17 protein-coding genes and 2 pseudogenes are annotated in these 18,804 nt (G+C 63.5%); 8 read left to right on the forward strand and 11 right to left on the reverse strand.

Annotation, left to right across the window (positions count from 1 at the left end; genetic code table 11):
* Positions 1 to 170: 170 nt before the first annotated feature.
* Positions 171 to 1,025: a LysR substrate-binding domain-containing protein gene (locus VL15_RS04695; RefSeq protein ID WP_048243439.1), complete on the reverse strand. Its 855-nt coding sequence runs from the start codon at positions 1,023 to 1,025 to the stop codon at positions 171 to 173.
* A 134-nt stretch (positions 1,026 to 1,159) separates the two neighbouring features.
* Between VL15_RS04695 and VL15_RS04700 the strand changes: the two genes are divergently transcribed.
* From VL15_RS04700 to VL15_RS04715, 4 genes are all read left to right on the forward strand, one after another.
* Positions 1,160 to 2,140: a hypothetical protein gene (locus VL15_RS04700; RefSeq protein ID WP_048243441.1), complete on the forward strand. Its 981-nt coding sequence runs from the start codon at positions 1,160 to 1,162 to the stop codon at positions 2,138 to 2,140.
* 29 nt (positions 2,141 to 2,169) lie between these two features.
* Entirely contained in the window at positions 2,170 to 3,156 is a 987-nt protein-coding gene (locus VL15_RS04705) for a 2OG-Fe(II) oxygenase (protein ID WP_048243444.1), read from the forward strand.
* A 12-nt stretch (positions 3,157 to 3,168) separates the two neighbouring features.
* Positions 3,169 to 4,092: a DMT family transporter gene (locus tag VL15_RS04710; RefSeq protein ID WP_048243445.1), complete on the forward strand. Its 924-nt coding sequence runs from the start codon at positions 3,169 to 3,171 to the stop codon at positions 4,090 to 4,092.
* 65 nt (positions 4,093 to 4,157) lie between these two features.
* Positions 4,158 to 4,508, forward strand: a complete 351-nt coding sequence (locus VL15_RS04715) for a VOC family protein (RefSeq protein WP_048243447.1) — start codon at positions 4,158 to 4,160, stop codon at positions 4,506 to 4,508.
* Between the two features lie 50 nt (positions 4,509 to 4,558).
* On the opposite strand, the gene VL15_RS04720 is transcribed toward VL15_RS04715, so the two are convergent.
* Together VL15_RS04720 and VL15_RS04725 are read right to left on the reverse strand one after the other, a co-directional pair.
* On the reverse strand, positions 4,559 to 5,740 hold the full coding sequence (locus VL15_RS04720; protein WP_155420120.1) for a hypothetical protein: 1,182 nt from the start codon (positions 5,738 to 5,740) through the stop codon (positions 4,559 to 4,561).
* A 151-nt stretch (positions 5,741 to 5,891) separates the two neighbouring features.
* Complete coding sequence (locus VL15_RS04725) at positions 5,892 to 6,869, reverse strand: AraC family transcriptional regulator (RefSeq protein WP_048243452.1); 978 nt, start codon at positions 6,867 to 6,869, stop codon at positions 5,892 to 5,894.
* A 41-nt stretch (positions 6,870 to 6,910) separates the two neighbouring features.
* On the opposite strand from VL15_RS04725, the gene VL15_RS04730 reads away from it, so the two are divergent.
* Entirely contained in the window at positions 6,911 to 7,660 is a 750-nt protein-coding gene (locus VL15_RS04730) for an SDR family oxidoreductase (RefSeq protein WP_048243454.1), read from the forward strand.
* 102 nt (positions 7,661 to 7,762) lie between these two features.
* Here the strand turns inward: VL15_RS04730 and VL15_RS04735 are convergent, their stop codons facing one another.
* Positions 7,763 to 9,064, reverse strand: coding sequence for an aspartate aminotransferase family protein (locus tag VL15_RS04735; RefSeq protein WP_048243456.1), 1,302 nt, complete (start codon positions 9,062 to 9,064; stop codon positions 7,763 to 7,765).
* Between the two features lie 77 nt (positions 9,065 to 9,141).
* On the opposite strand from VL15_RS04735, the gene VL15_RS04740 reads away from it, so the two are divergent.
* The gene (locus VL15_RS04740; protein WP_196319541.1) at positions 9,142 to 10,026 is read left to right on the forward strand and encodes a LysR family transcriptional regulator; all 885 of its coding nucleotides are present in this window, start codon (positions 9,142 to 9,144) and stop codon (positions 10,024 to 10,026) included.
* Between the two features lie 91 nt (positions 10,027 to 10,117).
* Here VL15_RS04740 and VL15_RS04745 read toward each other — a convergent pair whose 3' ends face one another.
* From VL15_RS04745 to VL15_RS39585, 3 genes and pseudogenes are all read right to left on the reverse strand, one after another.
* Positions 10,118 to 10,417 (reverse strand): DUF4148 domain-containing protein, encoded by a 300-nt coding sequence (locus VL15_RS04745; RefSeq protein WP_048243460.1) that lies wholly within the window; start codon positions 10,415 to 10,417, stop codon positions 10,118 to 10,120.
* Between the two features lie 90 nt (positions 10,418 to 10,507).
* Entirely contained in the window at positions 10,508 to 11,008 is a 501-nt protein-coding gene (locus tag VL15_RS04750) for a hypothetical protein (protein WP_048243645.1), read from the reverse strand.
* A 335-nt stretch (positions 11,009 to 11,343) separates the two neighbouring features.
* A pseudogene (locus tag VL15_RS39585) lies at positions 11,344 to 11,541 on the reverse strand (hypothetical protein); the annotation flags it as partial.
* Positions 11,542 to 11,560: 19 nt separating this feature from the next.
* On the opposite strand from VL15_RS39585, the gene VL15_RS39590 reads away from it, so the two are divergent.
* Complete coding sequence (locus VL15_RS39590; RefSeq protein ID WP_080970724.1) at positions 11,561 to 12,457, forward strand: DMT family transporter; 897 nt, start codon at positions 11,561 to 11,563, stop codon at positions 12,455 to 12,457.
* 136 nt (positions 12,458 to 12,593) lie between these two features.
* Here the strand turns inward: VL15_RS39590 and VL15_RS04760 are convergent, their stop codons facing one another.
* The 4 genes and pseudogenes from VL15_RS04760 to VL15_RS04775 form a co-directional block, all read right to left on the reverse strand.
* On the reverse strand, positions 12,594 to 13,511 hold the full coding sequence (locus tag VL15_RS04760; RefSeq protein WP_048243470.1) for a LysR family transcriptional regulator: 918 nt from the start codon (positions 13,509 to 13,511) through the stop codon (positions 12,594 to 12,596).
* Between the two features lie 72 nt (positions 13,512 to 13,583).
* Positions 13,584 to 14,219, reverse strand: a pseudogene (locus VL15_RS04765) (molybdopterin cofactor-binding domain-containing protein); the annotation flags it as partial.
* Positions 14,102 to 15,490, reverse strand: a complete 1,389-nt coding sequence (locus VL15_RS43670; protein WP_080970718.1) for a protein kinase domain-containing protein — start codon at positions 15,488 to 15,490, stop codon at positions 14,102 to 14,104. The pseudogene VL15_RS04765 and the gene VL15_RS43670, both read right to left, overlap by 118 nt.
* A complete protein-coding gene (locus VL15_RS04775) occupies positions 15,414 to 16,124 on the reverse strand; it encodes a response regulator (RefSeq protein WP_048243482.1) in 711 nt (236 codons plus the stop codon). Before VL15_RS04775 ends, VL15_RS43670 begins: the two co-directional genes overlap by 77 nt.
* Before the next feature lie 717 nt (positions 16,125 to 16,841).
* Here VL15_RS04775 and VL15_RS04780 point away from each other — a divergent pair.
* Entirely contained in the window at positions 16,842 to 18,800 is a 1,959-nt protein-coding gene (locus VL15_RS04780; protein ID WP_080970719.1) for a Xaa-Pro dipeptidyl-peptidase, read from the forward strand.
* The last annotated feature ends 4 nt before the right edge of the window (positions 18,801 to 18,804 follow it).

Raw genomic sequence — 18,804 nt, forward strand, 5'->3', positions numbered from 1 at the left:
CTGCAACGGGCCGGCGGCGGTGCTGATGTGTTTGCATCGTGTTGGCGACATGTCGGCACGGTGGTCGGCAGGCGGTTTGTAGCCAATTCGGCTTCGATCGTAGTCAAATCGGCTACATTCGACGGTCCCGCCAGAACTGACCAATTACAGGGCCTTTCGAGGCCCTGTTTTCATTGTCCGATCCTGAACGTGCTCTTCAGCACGTCGCGCAGATGCAGCGCGGCGCGATTGCCGTCGTCGGTCAGGATGTAGATCAAGTGCGGCGGCAGATCGGGCAGCACGATGCCCGCGACGTGGCTCGTCAGGTTGCCGGACACGCGATCGTGCTCGATCAGGCCGACCGCGAGGCCGTTGGCGATACAGGCTTCGACCGCCGGCGAACTCGCGCTCTCGAGCAGCATCCGGTGCGCGATCCGCTCCTTCTTCAGCGCGTTCAGCGCAGTGTCCCGGTACGGGCATCCCTGCAATTGCACCGCGATCGGCAGCGGCGCGTCGGGGTTGAACTTGAACGTCCGCGCGGCCACCCAGACCGGATGGGTCTTGCTGAGCAGCTCGCCATGCGGCAGCGCCTTCGGTACCACGGCGATCGTGATGTCCAGCTGGCCGCGCGCGAACAGCAACTGCAGTTCCTCGCTGGAGCGCGCTTCGACCGTCAGTTCGAGCAACGGCCGGTCGGCGGCAAAGCGCGGCAGGAACTCGGCCATGAAGTGCGCCGCGTACGAATCGGGGATGCCGAGCCGCAGCTTGCCGGTCAGCATCTGCGGCGACAGCGATTCGACGAGCCGATCGTGGCTCAACAGGAATTCCGTGGTGTCGCCGAGCAGCTTGTGGCCGTACTGCGTGAGTTCGACCGACTGGTTGTTTCGCGTGAACAAGCGCTGCGCAACCATCTCTTCCAGCTTCTGAATCTGGGCCGTGACCGACGACGGACTGCGGTTCACATAGACGGCCGCGTCCTTGAAGCGGCCGAGCTTCGCGACGGCGTGGAAGGTACGCAGCAGATCGACGTCCAGGGTGCGCGGCATGATTCTGATTTTCCGAATTAGTGATTCACGTAATGTCGATTGACGGAATTATTAAGCGTCCCTATCCTCGGGTCAACAGGCAGACGAATGCAGGCAGGTCGATCAAGCGTGACACGTATCCGGGGAACGATTTCATGTCTATCAATGATTTTGTCGTAGATGCGCTGGTGCGGGACAGGAAGCTGAAGGCGGAGTCGGTATGGACGGTCGAGAATCACGAAAAGTATTCGACGCTGACGCGGCATGACGATGGCGCGCGGCGCAGGGAGGCGGGGCGCGAAGTCTTTTCGCTGATGCGGAACCTGAACGAACTGGGCGTGCGGAGTCCGGCGCTGTGCGCGGACCGCGACGGCAAGGGGTCGTTGCGGGAAGCGATCGGCGCGTTGAGCGAACGTCTTGCGACGTTGTCGCGCGGCCGTGATGTGCACTACATCGAACTCGGGCCGGAGCCGGTCAAGACGACCGAACTGATGAAGGCCGTCAGCGGCGGCGGGCCGGACCATTTGCGCTACACGGCCGTCGACATCAACGAGTCGTCGGAAGACGCGATGCGGCACGCGATCATGCCGTTCCTGAAGACGCCCGGCTGCTTCAACTACATCGCCGACGATTATCGGAACGTGCAGTGGGATCACATCGACCTGGGCCAGGACGTGACCTTGATCACGATGCTCGGTTTCCAGGAGGGCAATGAATTGCCCGTGACGATCGGCCGGCTGATTCGCAATCTCGGCGGCAAGTCGACCTACGTCGTGTCGGAGATGCAACTGCTCGTCGATGGCCGCGAAGAGCCGATCTACAACTTCTACCGGAACGAGAACATGGTGCGGTTTTCCGAAATCGTCAGCCGGCAGCAGGGCTTCGAGCCGCTCGGCGAGCATCATGTTTCGATCGTCCGCCTTAACCTGCTCGGCGACCAGTTCCATGTCGCGGTCACGTTGCAGCCGGTGTCGAAAGCCGGCGCCGACGGGCATCTGATCACCAACATCTGCCTGAAATACACGCCGGAGCAATTTCGCCACGTGCGTGCCAGTCACGGCAATTGCCGCGTGATCGACGAGCTGCGCAGCGGGGATGGCAGCGTCGTGTACCAGATCGCCCAGTTCAAGGGCTGAACGCCGCAACGGCGAAAGCGAGGCACACGATGAACAAGGGGAATGCATTGCCGGTGTTTGCGCGCGGGTTCGACCGGGTGAGGCTTGCGTGGCAGACCTCGCTCGCCGGCGGCGCGAATGTCGACGGCACGCTGGACGCGTCGACGGAACCGATGCGCTGGACGAGCGATTGCCTGCGCGACGGCTACGAGTTGCGATATCGCCGCAACCTCGACGATCTCGGCTACGGCGACGAGCCGATGCGCGGCACGCGCACGAGCGCGCTCAATGCGGTGTGCAGCCTGCGCGGGCTGTTCACCGACGAGGCGATCGCCGCGTTGCGCGAGATCGGCCGGGCGCTGGAAGGCAGCGCGTCGAGCAGCAACTGGATCATCTCGAAGCGGGTACGCGCGGTGACGAACCGCTCACGGTTCATCGACGACATGATGCACGACCGCGCGTTCCTGTTGAGGCTGTCGCGTCTCGCCGGCGCGCCGCTGATCCCGTATCCGATGGTCAATGCGCGGTCGCAGTTCAACTATTACTATCCGACGGCGCAGCACGACGGCAAGGAACAGGTGGGCATGTGGCACACGGACGGCACCAGCTTCGTGCTGAATATCGTGCTGTCGGATCGATCCGACTATGCCGGCGGCAACTTTCTGTTCTACGAATCGACTGCCGAGACGTTCGACCGGCATGACCAGGCGCGCAAGCATGTGAAGACGGCGAGCCTGGACAGGGCGGGCGACGCGCTGCTTATCTACGGCAGCAAGCTGTTCCATGGCGTCGAACCGGTAACGGCGGGGCGTCGCATGTCGCTGGTGCTGTCGTTCCATTGCCCGTACACGCGCGAGGACGATAACGGCTTCTGGCATCTCGCGTCGGACGACGGCATTCCGCGCACCATCGTCAACTGGCTGGCCCTGCGGCGCAGCCTCAGGGACGACGCCGAGATGCAGTACCACCGCCTCGGGCTCGCACCGATCCGGGCCGAGGACCTGAAAGACACCCGCTTGTCCATGGCAACATCCTGAGCGCCTTCGCCCATGCAGCTATTCCTGATCCAGCTTGTTTTCGTGTTGTCGTGGAGTTCGGGCTTCATCGGCGCGAAGCTCGGCGCGGAGACGGCCGGCGCGTTCAACCTGTTGTTCTGGCGTTTCCTGCTCGTGACGCTGTGCCTGGCGATCGTCCTCAACCGGCAGCTCGGGCGCCTGACGCTGGAAAAAATCCGCTATCACGCGGTGATCGGCTTCCTGTCGCAGTTCCTGTATCTGAGCTGCGTCTACGTGGCCATTCAGCATGGCCTGCCGCCGGGCATCGCGGCGGTCATCGCCGCATTGCAACCGCTCATCACGGCGGCGATGACGACGCTGGAGGGCAGCGAGCGCAGCGGGGTGCGACAGTGGGTCGGGCTCGTCGCCGGATTCGTCGGCGTGGGCATCGTGATCAGCGGGCAATACGCGCTGCCGACCGGGTCGGTCAGCATCGTCATGTACATCCTGCCGCTGGTTTCCGCGCTGGGGCTGTCGGTCGCGACGATCTATCAGCGGCGGCGCGCGCTGACGGCCGCGCGCAGCAACGAGGACGGGCTGTTTCTGCCGCTGTTCGTGCAGGGGGGCGTCAGCCTCGTCCTGTTCGCGGTGTGCGGGATCGTCACGGGTGACCTGCACGTGCCGACCCAGCCGAATGTCTGGGTGTCCGTCGTGTGGTTGACGGTATTCTCGACCTTCATGGCGTACCTGACGTTGTGGGCACTGCTCAAGCGCATGCCCGCGACGCGCGTGGCGACCCTCGTCTATCTCGAACCGCCCGTGACGCTGACCTGGGCCGCGTGGATGTTCGGTGACAGCATCCAGCTGTCGACTTACCTCGGCATCGTTGTTGTCGCGATCGGCGTGTGGCTGGCCAGCAAGCCGGGCGAGCGGGCCACGCGAGCCCGGCGCGCGGAAATGGAGGCGGCCGGGCGCTGAGCCGCTGGTTGCGCGGGCGGTTCCGGTGTAGCTTCGCGATACGACCCGGCTCGCGGAGGAACCCGATGAAAGTCAAACGGATCGTCGCCAATATCGACACACGATCAGTCGACGACGCAAAGCGTTTCTATCAGCAGATATTCGGTCTCGACTTGCTGATGGACCACGGCTGGATCGCGACCTACGGCAATGCCGAGCAGATGGACGTGCAGATCAGCTTTGCATCGCAAGGCGGGTCGGGCACGCCGACGCCCGACCTGTCGATCGAGGTCGACGATCTCGACGAAGCGCTCGCGCGTGTGCATGAGGCGGGCATTTCCGTCGAATACGGCCCGGTCGATGAGCCGTGGGGCGTGCGGCGGTTCTACGTGCGCGATCCGTTCGGCAAGCTCGTCAACGTGCTGGTTCACCGCTGAATCGACGGTTCAATGACCCTCTCGCCCTCATCATCTGATGTCATGCCATTTTATTTAGGATCCCAATCAACGATGGCCTGGAGGCGTTGATATTCGGGAATTGTCTCGATCAACGCGCGGATATCGTTGATCGCAGCCACCGGCCCCCGGCTGTCGCGAAAAACGCCAAAATACAACGGGCTACGGTACTTTGTTCGTCCGTTTATCGAGGTCGCTGCTGCCGCTTTCCTTTCGGCAGGAGACAGCATGGCCAGTATTTCATCACGAGGTTTCGTGAATCGAGGATCCCTGTTCTGGGTCGCGATCGCATTTTGTAGTTCACGCTCACGATCAGTCCGCATATCGCGCTCCGCTATGACTGTGTCGACTGACGTGTTCTCAGCCCAAGTCTGGATGATGGACGGCTTTGCATTGCTCGCACTTCCGGAGAGTTGCTTATTCAAATGCATGAGCAGAATGTGTTGCTGGTCGGCCGGTACGGAGCGGAGTTTGGTTTCGATCCGGGTGCGTGCCGTCCGCTGGTCCCAGCGCGCCAGTTCGTTCACGATCCTGTTCATGCCTTGGCTGACCTGTGCGGAAAATGCAGGGGCAGCGGGTTGCAACGGGTCAGAAGACTGACGTTCCACCGACGTTCCGGGATCCGCGGCGTTCGGGCGCGCAGTGATGGTGACTCTGCTGTTCGGGGTCGCAGAATCTCGCATGAATGCGGCGATGAGGTCGAAGCGTCCGTCGGCGCGCAGTCTGAAGTTGGCTACGATCGTGACATCGTCAGGTGTCGTTTGAAGCTTCTGCCCGTATTGCGACCTCGTGGCGCTTTGCGATGCGGGATTGCCCAGTCTTAACGTGCCACTCTGAATGGCCGATGCGATCTCGCGGGCCAGCATGCGCTCGCCGGGATCGCCGGAGTCCCGGTAGGCGTGGAGCCATTCGGTAGACGATCCGTTCACCATGCCGGGTGGAAGGGTTGGCGGATGCTGGATGGCTTCCCGGAAAGGGGCGAGGTCGCCAAACTGGCTGGCGTTGGTACGCCGGCTGGAGGACGGCGCAGGGTGGTTGCCGCTCTCGGCGGGCCCTGATGCTTCGGCATAGTTGTGCCACTGGCCGGAAGCATCACCGGAGATGCGTCGATTTGACATGTTGGTGGTATTGGCGAAACCGTGTGTATCGGGTTGTCGTTTATACCGGCCAACATGCAGCGCGGATTGCAGCGAGGCGAAAACAGGTGTCGCCATGCGATGCGCCACGCGAAATCGGCTCACACCCGGACACGTTCGGCTCAGCGCAGCGTCTTCAGTTGCGACCACGATTTCCGGGCAGTCGGCCACGGAGGCGGGGAAAGCCGTGCGCTGAACTGAGAGGCGGACGACTAGCGCCGGACGTCTGTCACGCGCTGCTCACCACCGCCTGCTCGTCACGCGCGTACTGCGCCGGCGGCCGCCCGACATGCCGCGTGAACGCGACGCTGAACGTGCTCGCGGAACTGTAGCCGACGCGCCCCGCAATCTCGGCGATGCGGCCTTCGTTGCGGCGGAGCAGATCCTTCGCGAGCGCCATCCGCCACGTGAGCAGGTATTCCATCGGCGCGACGCCGACCGCGCGGCTGAAGCGTTCGAAGAACGTCGAGCGCGACAGTGCCGCTTCCTTCGCCAGCTCGATGATCGTCCACGGATGCGCGGGGCGTTCGTGCATCCGGCGGATCGCGGCCGCGAGGCGGCTGTCGGCGAGCCCGCGCACGAGGCCGGGCGACGCGTTCGTGCCGGCCGTGAACCGCAACGCCTCGATCAGCAGCACTTCCAGCAGGCGCGACAGCACGATCTCGCGCGCCGGCCGCTGCGCACGCGATTCGTCGCGCACCAGTTGCACGAGCGTGGTCAGCCGCGGTTCGCCGCGCACGTGCACGAATTGGGGGAGTAGCGACACCAGCAGCGCCGCGTCGGGCGAGCCGAAGCTGCAGTGGCCGACCATCATCCGCGTGTCGACCGGGTTGCCCGGATCGCCGACCCGGTGTTCGCCGCTGTCGAGCATGAGCGGCGGGCCCGTTTTGACCCCCGGCGGCAGCGGCGCGAGGCTCGACATCGCGATGCCGTAGGCCGCCGGGATCAGGATGAAATCACCGGGCAGCAGCTCGATCGGCGCGTGCCCGTCGATCGCGATCCGGCACCCGCCGTCGAGGATCGCGCAATAGAACGGCTCGCCGGCGACCGCGCGGTTGACGGACCACGGGCTCGCGCATTGAACGGACTTGGAGTGCCGCGCGCCCGGTTGCAGCAGCGTCACGACTTCGGTCAGCGGGTCGATCATCGCCGGACTCTCGCAAAAGAAAAGCGGATTTTCAATTGTAGCGAATACGGATCCGGCCATCTATCGTACGGACACATGCCCCACACATCCCAGGAGTTCGCATGAAGACCGTACTGATTACCGGCTGTTCCTCCGGCTTCGGCCTCGAAATCGCCCGCCATTTCCTGGCCCGCGACTGGCAGGTCGTCGCGACGATGCGCACGCCGCGCGAGGACGTGCTGCCGCCGTCCGAACGCCTGCGCGTGCTGGCGCTCGACGTGACGAACGCGGACAGCATCCGCGCCGCGATCGACGCGGCCGGCCCGATCGATGTGCTCGTCAACAACGCGGGCTTCGGCGCGGCCGCGCCGGCCGAACTCACGCCGCTCGATACGGTGCGCGCGCTGTTCGAGACCAACACGATCGGCACGATCGCGGTCACACAGGCGGTGCTGCCGCAGTTTCGCCGGCGCGGGGCCGGCGTGGTCGTGAACGTCACGTCGAGCATCACGCTGAAGGCGCTGCCGCTGGTCAGCGCGTACCGGGCCAGCAAGGCGGCGGTCAACGCGTTCACCGAATCGATGGCGGTCGAACTCGAACCGTTCGGCGTGCGCACGCATCTCGTGCTGCCGGGCCGTGCGCCCGACACGCGCTTCGGCGACAACGCGCGTGCGCACATGCACGGCTTCGAACACGAGGCGTATGCGGAGTTTGTCGGGCAGGCGGTCGCGCGCATGCTCGATCCGTCGGGGCCGGTCACTCATGCGCAGGATGTCACGGAAGCGGTGTGGCGCGCGGCGACCGATCCGTCGAGCCCGATGCGTATTCCGGCCGGTGCGGATGCGGAGGCGTGGGCGGCTGGGGTGCGTTGATCGGGCGGGAATCCGGGCGACACGTTTGCGTTTCCGTCGTGCCGGTCGGTCAAACCGGCGCGACGGATCGCGTCATGCGGGGAAGGGTGTTACCTCACGCCGTTACAGCGCGCGTGCGATCGCCTGTTCCAGCAGCGACAGGCCGAGGTCGATCTCTTCCTCGCTGACGGTCAGCGGCGGCGCGATGCGGAACACGCCGCCCATGCCGGGCAACTGCACGATGTTCATGCTGAGGCCGAGGTTCATGCATTCGCGCGTGATCTTCGCGCCGAGGCCGTCCGCCGGTTCCTTCGTCCGGCGATCCTTGACGATCTCGACGCCGAGCAGCAGCCCGCGTCCGCGCACGTCGCCGATGCAGTCGAATCGTTCCATCAGGTCGAGCAGGCCGCGCCGGAGCCGGTCGCCCATCACGTTGGCCCGTGCGACGAGCCCGTCGCGCTGCACCACGTCCAGCACGCGCAGGCCGACGGCCGCGGGCAGCGGATCCGATACGTGCGTCGTGTAGAACAGGTAGCCGAGTTCGTGCGCGCGTTCCTCGATCGCCGCGGACGTCACGATGGCCGCGAGCGGCAGCCCGGCGCCCAGCGTTTTCGACAGCGTCAGGATGTCGGGCGTCACGCCGTCGCGCTGGCACGCGAACATCGTGCCGGTGCGTCCGACGCCGGTCTGCGCTTCGTCGAGGATCAGCAGCATGCCGCGTTCCTCGCACTTGCGCTTGAGTGCCGCCATATAGCCTTCCGGCAACTCGATGATCCCGCCCGAGCTGAGGATCGGCTCCGCGATGAACGCGGCGAGGTTGCCGCTCGACTGGCGATCGATCAGGTCGAATGCGTAGTCGAGTTCGGCAAGAAAGTCGTAGGTGCCGTTGCGCTCGAAGCGCGGCCGGTACGTGAACGGCGCCGGAATCGCGAACGAGCCGACGGCGGCCGGGCCGACGCCCTTGCGGCCGGCGCTGTAGGTGGCCGATGCGGCCGCGCCCGTCATCCCGTGCCACGACTGCGCGAAGCCGACGATCTCGTACTTGCCGGTGACGAGCTTCGCCATCCGGATCGCCGCTTCGTTCGATTCCGCGCCGGTGCTGAGCAGCAGCGCGCGGTCGAGCCCGTCGGGCGTGATGTCGGCGAGGCGCGTCGCGAGGTCGACGACCGGCCGCGACAGCATCCCGCTGAACAGGTGGTCGAGCTTGCCCGCGTATTCGCTGATGACGGAGACGATGTCCGGATGGCTGTGGCCGAGCACCGCGCTCATCTGCCCCGACGTGAAATCGAGGATCGCGCGGCCGTCCGCGTCGTAGACGAAGCTGCCTTTCGCGCGCTCGATGATCAGCGGCTCGAACGTGCCGCCGTAGCGGACCAGGTGCTGCCTGGCGTTGTGCCAGAAGGTTGCGTCGTCGTTCAGGGACATCGGGCTTCTCCGGGCAAGGGGCAGGGATCGCTTGCAGTCTAGGCGCGCGTCTGGTTTGATGGAAACGAATAGTTCTTATGCGAGCTAGAAAAGGGGCTAATACCTTGGGGCTTTCGCTTGAAATCGACCTGCTGCGCTCGTTCGTCGTGATCGCCGAGGTGCGCGCGCTGAGTCGCGCGGCCGCGCGCGTCGGGCGCACGCAGTCCGCGCTGAGTCAGCAGATGAAGCGGCTCGAGGATATCGTCGACCAGCCGCTGTTCCAGCGCACCGGCCGCGGCGTGGTGCTGACCCACCCGGGCGAGCGGCTGCTCGTGCATGCGCAGCGCATCCTGCGGCTGCACGACGAGGCGATGGCCGACCTGTGCGGCACGGGATTGTCGGGGACCATCCGGTTCGGGTGCCCGGACGATTACGCCGAGGTGTTTCTGCCGTCGCTGCTGCGGCAGTTTTCGATCCAGCATCCGCAGGCGATCGTGGAAATCGTCTGCGGGCCGACGCCGCGGCTGCTCGAACAACTCGAGAAGCGCGCGGTCGATCTCGCGATGATTTCATTGCCGGACGATGGAGCGAACGACGACATCATTCGCCGCGAGCAACTGGTCTGGATCGGCTATCCGGGGCTGGAGCCCGCGCATTTCGATCCGCTGCCGCTCGCGCTGTCCGATCGCGACACGCTCGACCACATCGCGGCGTGCGAAGCATTGAACCGCGCCGGCCGGGATTACCGTGTCGCGTATGCGAGCAGCAGTCTCGCGGGGCTGATCGCACTGGTGCGCTCGGGGCAGGCGTTCGCGGTGATGACGCAGACGGCGGTGCCGGCCGACCTTGCGATCGTCAACGGCGATCCGCGGTTGCCGCCGTTACCGGCTGTAGGAATTACGCTGAAATTTGACCGGAAACGGCCGTCGCATCTGACGGCGGCGTTCGCCGAGCATATCCGGCTCAAGCTGCCGCTGCTGTGAGGGGCTCGGCCGCCGCGGGGAGCACCCGCGGGCCGAACGTCAGACTATTGCGTATTGGATGGCGTGGTGCACCCGGACTGCGGCGAGCCGCTCATTGTGCCGGGCCGTTGCCCGTGTTCGGGTTGTTCATCGCCGCCGCGCGCGCCTGGGCAGCCTGCAGGTTTTCCGGATACTGCGTACTTCTGGCCATCGACGGCTTGTAACCCGCCTTTTCGATTTGAATGAGTTCCTTGCGAACTTCCGCGCGGGTCTTTGCCGGTTGCTCTTCCTGCGGCAGGTGTCCGCACTCCGCGATCGGCTCGGCACGCAGGTTCGTCGCCTTGCTTTCCCAGACGGATTTCATGTCGAACATCTCGCCGACCGCGTGGAAATCCTCGCCCCAGAGGGCCATGGTCGGGCACGCGATATTCACCTCGGCGTCGGCGAGAGCCGTGCGGCGCGACGCGTAGCGAACCCGCGTGGCGCGCCCGGCGCCGCCGCGTCAGGCGAAGTAGCCGGCATAGCGCGGTGTGTAGCTGCGAAACAGCGCCGTGCGGATGCGCGAGCCCGCGCCTTCCGCGGCGACGAGCAGGTCCACCCGTTCGCGCGTCGTGCCGATCTGCAGGTCGACGCCGTCCGGGTCGCGGTTCTCGACCGTCACGGGGCTGTCGTACCGGATCATCCCGTCCGGCAGCATTGCGCACAGCGCGCGATAGACGATGTCCCACGACGAGAACGGCAGCCATTGGCACGCGTCGTCGACGATTCCGCCCGCGCGGTCGATCCAGCGCCGGCGGCGCGTCGGGACTGTCGCGATCGACAGTCGTTGGCCGCCGTGCGCGTCGAGAAAGGCCGTCATGCGGCGCAGGACCGCGACCCCGCCGCCGTGATCGGGCACGCGCCGGTCGCGGCGCTCATGGACGACGACCTCGTGACCGATGCAATTCAGCGTGACGGCGGCGGCCAGGCCCGTGATGGAGCCGCCGGCGATCGCGATCTTCATGATGCGCCTCTCGAAACGGGCCTCCGGCGCGGATATCGCGGGTAGCGAAGCCCCATGAGAGCAGTCTCGATCGAGCCGACTGAATAGTCCTAAACCGCGTCTTAAATCACTTGATTTATGTGGTGTGCGCGGCGGCGCGGACGATCGGTTTCAACGGCGGGCTTCGAGGGGGCTTTTGATTCCCGTGCGTTTTTCCGGTTAGACACCATTCAGCCTGGCAGAATTTGCCTTGCAGCCTCAAATAAATATTTATATAAAACAGTAGATTAATGTTTGCCCTCTGCGTGAAGAGCCGTGATTGCCTTCGGCGGTGGCAGTGCCGACCAAGAGCGCTATCACGCCTGGCTTCGCCAGCTGACTCGGTCGTTAGGCGCGCGACTGGTAGACGGGATGGGGTTGTCGGCCGCGATACTCGACAAGATCCGCTTCGCGTTGAGCGCCACTGGAAAATTGAAGGTGCCGCGCAAGTTGATGCCTTCCATGTGAGTGGGGGCGATTCGCCGGAGCTGCTCGGTTTCGATTGGATGACCTCGACTTTTTTTGAGGCGAAAAATGTCCGGAACGGTAACGAAATCAAGTGAGCGATTTTGGGCGCTCAGTCTCGTGGGGATAACGGCGCTTTGGGGGTGGTCGTTCGTCGCCATCCATGATGCACTGTCTACTTTGAGTGCGTCTGCATTCAATAGCTATCGATTCTTGGTGGCGAGCTTTGTTCTCGTTGTTATAGTCATTCCGGTGCTTGGAAAATTCACGAAGCAGGAGTTTTTTGGCGGTCTGTATGCCGGATTGGCACTATTTTGTGCATTTGCATTTCAGACGGCAGGTCTTAAATATACTACCGCATCTAATGCGGCATTTATCACAGGCCTGGCGGTTGTGTTCACGCCGTTATTTTCATTTCTGATCTTGAGATTGAATCCGACGAGGCAGCAGTTGATAGGTGCAGTAATAGCTACGATCGGGCTTGGGTTGTTGACAATAAAAGGCTTGTCGGTTCATTTTGGGGATATTCTGGTTCTGGGTTGTGCGGCTTCATTTGCACTCCACATCGTGATTCTTTCGAGAGCAAGCAAGAGTGCGCATTCGGGTCGTATCACGTTGGTGCAAATACTGGTAGTGGGTTTGGCATCCCTCGCCTGGTCTGTAATGTTCGGAGAGTTTTCGCTTCCCAAAACAGGCTCCTCTATTTGGGCGATTGTTATAATTGGAGTTTTGGGGACCACTTTGGGGTTTTTCGTTCAAACAAAGGCCCAAATTTCTTCTCCGCCCAGTAGGATTGCCCTAATTATCGTGCTTGAGCCGGTATTTGGTGGGTTGTTCGGATATTTTCTGGCGGGAGATCGTCTCAGTGGTCTAAATTTGATTGGAGCAATGTTGATTATTCTGGGTATGGTGGTCACTGAATATCGCTTTTCACGAGCAACGGCGCGGCCGGAAATCGCAAACTAGAATTCAGGCGCGAGTCTTGTCGGGTTTGTCGATACTCGGAACCCCCTTGCTTGGGGGCGTTAACCGTTGTCGCCGCTGGACCTTCGAACACCGGTAAAACGCAGCAAAATCAAGGGGACCCTTCCGACTGCGCGCTTCAGCTGCGCTTGCCCTGCAGCGTCGGAATCTGCGCGAACAGCGACGAGAGCCAGTCGACGAAGACCTTGAGCTTGACGGGCGTATGTCGATTGGGCGGATACAGGATCGAGATCGGCCGCGGCGGCGTGTTGAAATCGGTCAGCACCTCGCGCAGGCGCCCCGATTGCAGATACGGCTCGACCAGGTACAGCGCGGTCCTGATCAAGCCGATGCCCGCGACGCCGCACGCGATGTAGGCGTCGGCATCGTTGACCGCGACCGTGCCGCACATCTGCACGATGCGCGTTTCGCCGTCGACGACGTAGTCCCACGGGCGCGGCCGGCCCGTATCGGCCGAGATGTGGCTGACCGCGACGTGCTGCGCGAGATCGTCCACCGTTTCGGGCACGCCGTATCGGTCGAGATACGTGGAGGACGCGCACGTGCAGGTCGTCAGGCTGCCGATCCGTTTCGCGACCAGGCCCGAATCGTCGAGCGCGCCGATCCGCACCACGCAGTCGACGCCTTCGCCGACGAGGTCGATCTGGCGATCGGTCACGCCGAGCTCGACCATGATGCCCGGATGGGCGGCGAGAAACTCGGGCAGGGCCGGTATCATGATCTGCTTCGCCATGGCCGGCGGCAGGTTCACTTTCAGGCGGCCGCGCGGCACATTGCGCGCTTGCGACACCGATGCCTCCATGTCGTCGATCTCGCGCAGCACCGCGACCGAGCGTTCGTAGTACGCCTGCCCGTCCTCGGTCAGCGAGATCCGGCGCGTGGTGCGGTTCAGCAGCCGGCAGCCGAGATGCTGTTCGAGTCCGCTCAGCAGCGCGGACACGCGCGGCGTCGTGAGCCCGGTCGTGTCGGACGCGCGCGTGAAGCTGCCCGTCTCGACGATGCGCGTAAATACGCGCATCGAAAGCAAGGTATCCATCGTTCGGAAATCTCCAGCCTGTTGGTTGCCGGCGCCGGTGCGTGCCGGCGCGGCTGTTGTTTTGAGGTGCCGCTACGCATCGATGCGCTTCCTGAGCCCGTCGCCCGCGAACGGCATTTCGCGCAGCCGCTGGCCGGTCGCATCGAAAACCGCATTGGCCAGCGCACCCGCGGTCGGCCCCATCGACGCTTCGGCCGCACCGAGGAACGGTGCGCCCGGCCGGTTGATCAGGTGCACCTTGATGCTTTGCGGTGCGGCGCCGAAACGCAGGATCGGATAGCTGCTCCAGTCGAAGCTGCGGATGCGCTGCGTATCGTATTTCAGTGCCTCATACAGTGTCCAGCTCGCGGCCTGCACGATGCCGCCTTCGATCTGGTTGCGGATGCCGTCCGGCGATACGACCTGGCCGGCGTCGACCGCGACTTCCGCGTGATCGAGCGTCACCTGGTCGGTTTCCGGCACGACCGAGATGTCGATCGCGATCGCGACGTAGGCCATCAGGTTCTTGTATCGGCCGAACGCGAAGCCGACGCCGCGGTTGCGTTCGCGCGGCGGCCGCGGCCAGCCGAACTTGGTCGCGACGAGCTGGATCACCTGGCGCGCGCGGTGATCCTGCATGTGCCGCAGCCGGGACTCGACGGGATCGATGCCGGCGGTGTGCGCCAGCTCGTCCATGAAGCTTTCAATTGCCCAGACGTTCGTGTGCGCGACGCCGCGCGCGCATTGCGCGTGAAGTGCTCGGTCAGTGCGGTCTTGCCGACGCCGGCCGGCCCGTCGATCAGCACGATGGCCGTCGCGCCGGTTTGCGATACGGCCGCCAACACGTCGTCGAGCCGACGTATTTCAATTTCGCGGCCGATCAGCTTCAGGATCAGGTCGCTCAGGATCGCGGGCACGTCGTCGCGAAAGGCGGCGGGCGGCGACGGTTGCATGGCGACGTGCGCGTGAACCCACTCGGACGTCGACGCGGCCTTGTAAGGCATCGCGCCCGTCAGCAGGCGGAACAGCGTGATGCCGAACGCGTACAGGTCGGAGCGCTCGTCGACGGATGCGCCTTCCGACACTTCGGGCGCAGCGTAGACGGCGAAATCCGTGCGCATCGTGCCTGCCGCGGTTTTTCCCGTCCGGCGCTCCCGCGCATGGGCGAACGAGCGGAGCATCACCGTGCCGTCCGGTGCGGTGACGAAACTGGCCGGCTGGAGATCGCCATGCAGCCAGCCGCGCCGGTGCAGTTCCCCGAGCGTGCGCGCGGCATGGATCGCCGCTTCGAGAAAGCGGTCGAGCGGCAGTTGCCCGTCCGCCAGCGAGTCGAACGCATGCACGTCCATGCGCGGATAAACGAGCACCGGGCCGTCGGCGCGGATCAGCGCAACCGACAAAAGCGCCCACGCGGGTTCCAGCGTCTCGTTCAATGCGTATTCGTGCTCGAATTGCCGGCAGCGCTGATCGAATTCCCAGCCGGTCTGGCACGCGGACCACACGCGCTCCGTCGCGGCGTCCATCAGGTCGAACCGCAGCACGTCGCCCGAGCGGACCGCATTCGACAGGCTGGCGCGCGCGAGCCAGTCGGCATCCATTCGATTCGCATCGTCCGGGTCACGCAAGAGCTGGGTCACGGTCGGGTGGCACGCTGGGTGGCGCAGGGCGGAACCGGCTCTCGATACGGGGTCGGCCGGGCTGGGTCGCGCGCGTCTGGGCGGCGGCTCGTGCATTGTCCGCCAGCCCGCGAGAGTTTGCAGTACCCCCAGGCCTCTGCGTTGTACGAGCACAGGGCAGAGGATGGCGGACCGGCGGCGCGGAAGGGGCGGCACACGCGCAACAGCCGGTGGACAGCCGATCGATGTGCGCAGCCGTGCGCCGCACCGGTGGTATGCGACGCAACGCGCCAGCACGCATTCGGCGTTATTCCCACGCGTGTTTGCTGAACTGATAGCCCTTGCAGCGGATCGTTTTGATTCGCATCGGTTCGAGCGCGTCATCACGCAGTTTGCGGCGCAGCTTCGAGATGTAACAGTCGATCGAGCGATCGAGGCCATCGAACTCGATGCGGCGCAACAGCCGCGTCAGGTCCTCCCGGCTGACCACCTCGCCGGCGCGGCTGGCGAGGGCCCACAGCAGGTCGAATTCGGTTGAGGTCAGGCGAGGCGCGCTGCCGTCAGGAAGGCGAACCTTGCGATCCGTCCGGTCGATCGAGAAATTGCCGAACACCAATCGCTGGGACGCTTCGGGCGCGCAACTGTCCGGATGCATTCGTAGCCGTCGAAATTGCGCCTTGATCCGCGCGAGCAGAATGCGTGGTTCGATCGGCTTATAGAGAAAGTCGTCTGCGCCGAGTTCCAGGCCGAGCAACTCGTCGAACTTTTCGTCGCGCGCCGTCACCATGATGATGGTGCCGTCATAGTGCGTGCGTGCCTCGCGGCAAATATCGAAGCCGTCCTTGCCCGGCAGGTTGATGTCGAGAAGCACCAGATCGGGGCAACTCGCGACGATCGTGGCGACGGCGTTGGCGCCGCCGAACAGCGTGTCCACCTCGTACTGATGCTTGCGCAGATAGTCCACGATCAGCGCGGATAAACGGACGTCATCTTCGACAAGCAGGATTCGGATGGGCATCGGTCAACGAGGGGCAATACAGGAAAATGGCGCGCGGTTAGGCCCAGTCCGAACGCGTGGTAGCCGAAGCGAAGTGGATAATACTGCGCAACATTCCGGCGGAATGTGACGAAATTTGCACCATCCATTGCACATATCTGCACGAAAATCATCGCCGACTAGCGGAAAAGCGAACGGATGACAGTGTGGAATCGTGTCGTCGACGAACGGCTCGATGTTCGGGTGAAATGGTTCAGAGCGATATCCGGCGCGTCGCCGGCGGGGATCTCTGACGGGGCGTCGTTCAGGCAAGAACGTTTGCGGAGAGCCGCTTGCGCGAACGTTACTTGCACTGACCACTCCGAAATCCGGTAAAGGTTACTCGACATATTATTACAAAATATTACCGCCGTTGCGGAATTGGGCTTCCTACAATCCTCTCAACCCACGGACGGGCATGCCGTACCGCGGTTTCCGCTCTGTCGTCGACGGGCTTGCAGCGACGAAGGCGGTGACCGATATACGCAGCTGCCCACATTCAGCGCGCCACTGCCGGAATGCAGGAGATCGATATCCGGGTCTCCACCGTCGCACGGGAAACGTTGGTGGCACGCATCGCCGACGCTGGTTGCGTCGTACGAATGTGATGCCATTTCATTCCTCTTGAAATGCTTCAAATTCTCACATTGCTTCTATCGATGTTATTTAACAGTCCTTATAAACACGCTAAACAAAAATATGGAAACAACACAGCGGGCGGGAATTCATCCATCTTTCATACGTGGCATCCGGCTTCTGATTTTGCTCGTACCGGTAGCGGTCCAGCTGGCGGGATGTGGTGACGACGAGACCTCGTCGCCGCGCACGTTGAGCGGCGTCAATCAGCCAAGCATGCCGAGCCAGACGACACAGCCCGGTACGGTGACGACGGCACCCGCGCCGGCACCCTTTGCGCCACCTACGCCGGTGGCAGACGTCGGCGCGCAATATGAACGCTCGCCGACCGGGCTACCCTATCCGAAGCTTGCCACGCTGTATCCGGGACACGACGGGCCCACCGTCGACGACGGCATGATTCTGCCCTGGCTGTCGATGCGCCCGCCGCTCAAGCTGAACGTGATGGTGCAAACGCCGTTTGACACGGATCAGGATGGCAAGCCGGACCGGATCGCGTTACGCATCGTGCAGCCCGCCGAGGTGGCAGAGGGGCTCAAGACCCCTGTCATTGTGCGGCCGTCGGTGTATTACGCTGATCCGGATTACGCGACGAAGCAGCGTGCGCCATTCCTCGGTGAAGCGGAATACTTGCGGATGGGTTTCACGATCGTCTACGCGGATTCGATCGGCACCAACCAATCGGATGGCTGCTGGTCAGTGATGGATCGCACCGAGCGCGAGGCAATGGCGAGCGTCGTGCGCTGGTTGACCGGCGATCCCGTTGCACCGGGCTATGACGCGCAAGGCCAACCCGTCGCGGCGTCCTGGTCGACCGGACACGTCGCGATGGAAGGGATCTCCTATGGCGGCACCTTGCCGACGATGGTGGCCGCTACCGGTGTGCCGGGGCTCGAGGCCATCGTACCGGTGGACGGCATCAGCAGCGGCTATGACTATTTCCGTTATAACGGCGTCAAGGGGGACATGATTCAGCTGGGTCCCTACATGCAGCTGCAACAGTCGACCGCGCGCGCGTCGATCTGCGAACCCGCGCGACTCAAGGCGGTGACCGATTCCGACGACCGCACTTACGCGTACAACGACTTCTGGAAATTGCGCAACACCTTGTCGCTCGTCGACCAAATCCAGGCGGCTACGCTGATCGCGCAGGGTCAAGCCGACAATAACGTGAAGACGAAGAACGCGATGCAGTTGTACGACGCGCTCTATCGTGCCAGGAAGCCGGTTCAGCTTTGGATGCATAGCCGCGATCATAACGATCCCGCGTGGCAGAAGGAGTGGCAAAAGCAGATCTTGATGTGGTACTCGCGCTATCTGTTCGGCGTGAACAACGGCGTCGAGAAGCAACCCACCTACGTGCGTGAAACACCGGCTGGCGACATCCCGTCCGGCGCGACACTGAATCCCCAACCAGGCGACACAAGCAATTCACTGATTGGGCACTGTTACAACCCGGATCACAGCACGAGGGATTGCATTCCGACGGGCGAACTTTTCATCAAGGAAGACGCATGGCCCAAGACGGTCGATACGTCCTACTACCTGCACGACAACGGCCGCGTAGGCGGATTGCTGACGCCGAGCACGACGGACGGCACGCAGGCTGTATCGGTCGATTTCAGCAAGGCAGCGGCCGTGACTTATGAGACGAAACCCCTCGCGAACGCGACCCGCTACGCGGGTGCGATCCGGGTGGTGATGCGCGGTCGCTTCACACCCGCGGTGACCAACATCAAGGCAACGCTGTCGGTGGACGGGCATGACGTCACATATGGCTGGGCGAACCCGCGCTTCTACAAGGGCCTGGACGTCGCGCAAACAATCGCGCCGAACACCGACTACGGCTTCTCATTGGAGATGATGCCGCGAGATTTCACGGTGATGCCGGGCAGTCAGGTCAAGTTGAAGCTTGAGGGCTATCAGGGCACAGCACTCGTTACGCTCGATTTGTCGCACACGACGCTCGAGATGCCGGTTGTGCCGAAGGCGCACGTTGCGGCGGTCATGGTGGCGAAGTAGCGGA

Source organism: Burkholderia cepacia, from assembly GCF_001039005.1.
GTDB classification, from domain to species: domain Bacteria; phylum Pseudomonadota; class Gammaproteobacteria; order Burkholderiales; family Burkholderiaceae; genus Burkholderia; species Burkholderia theae.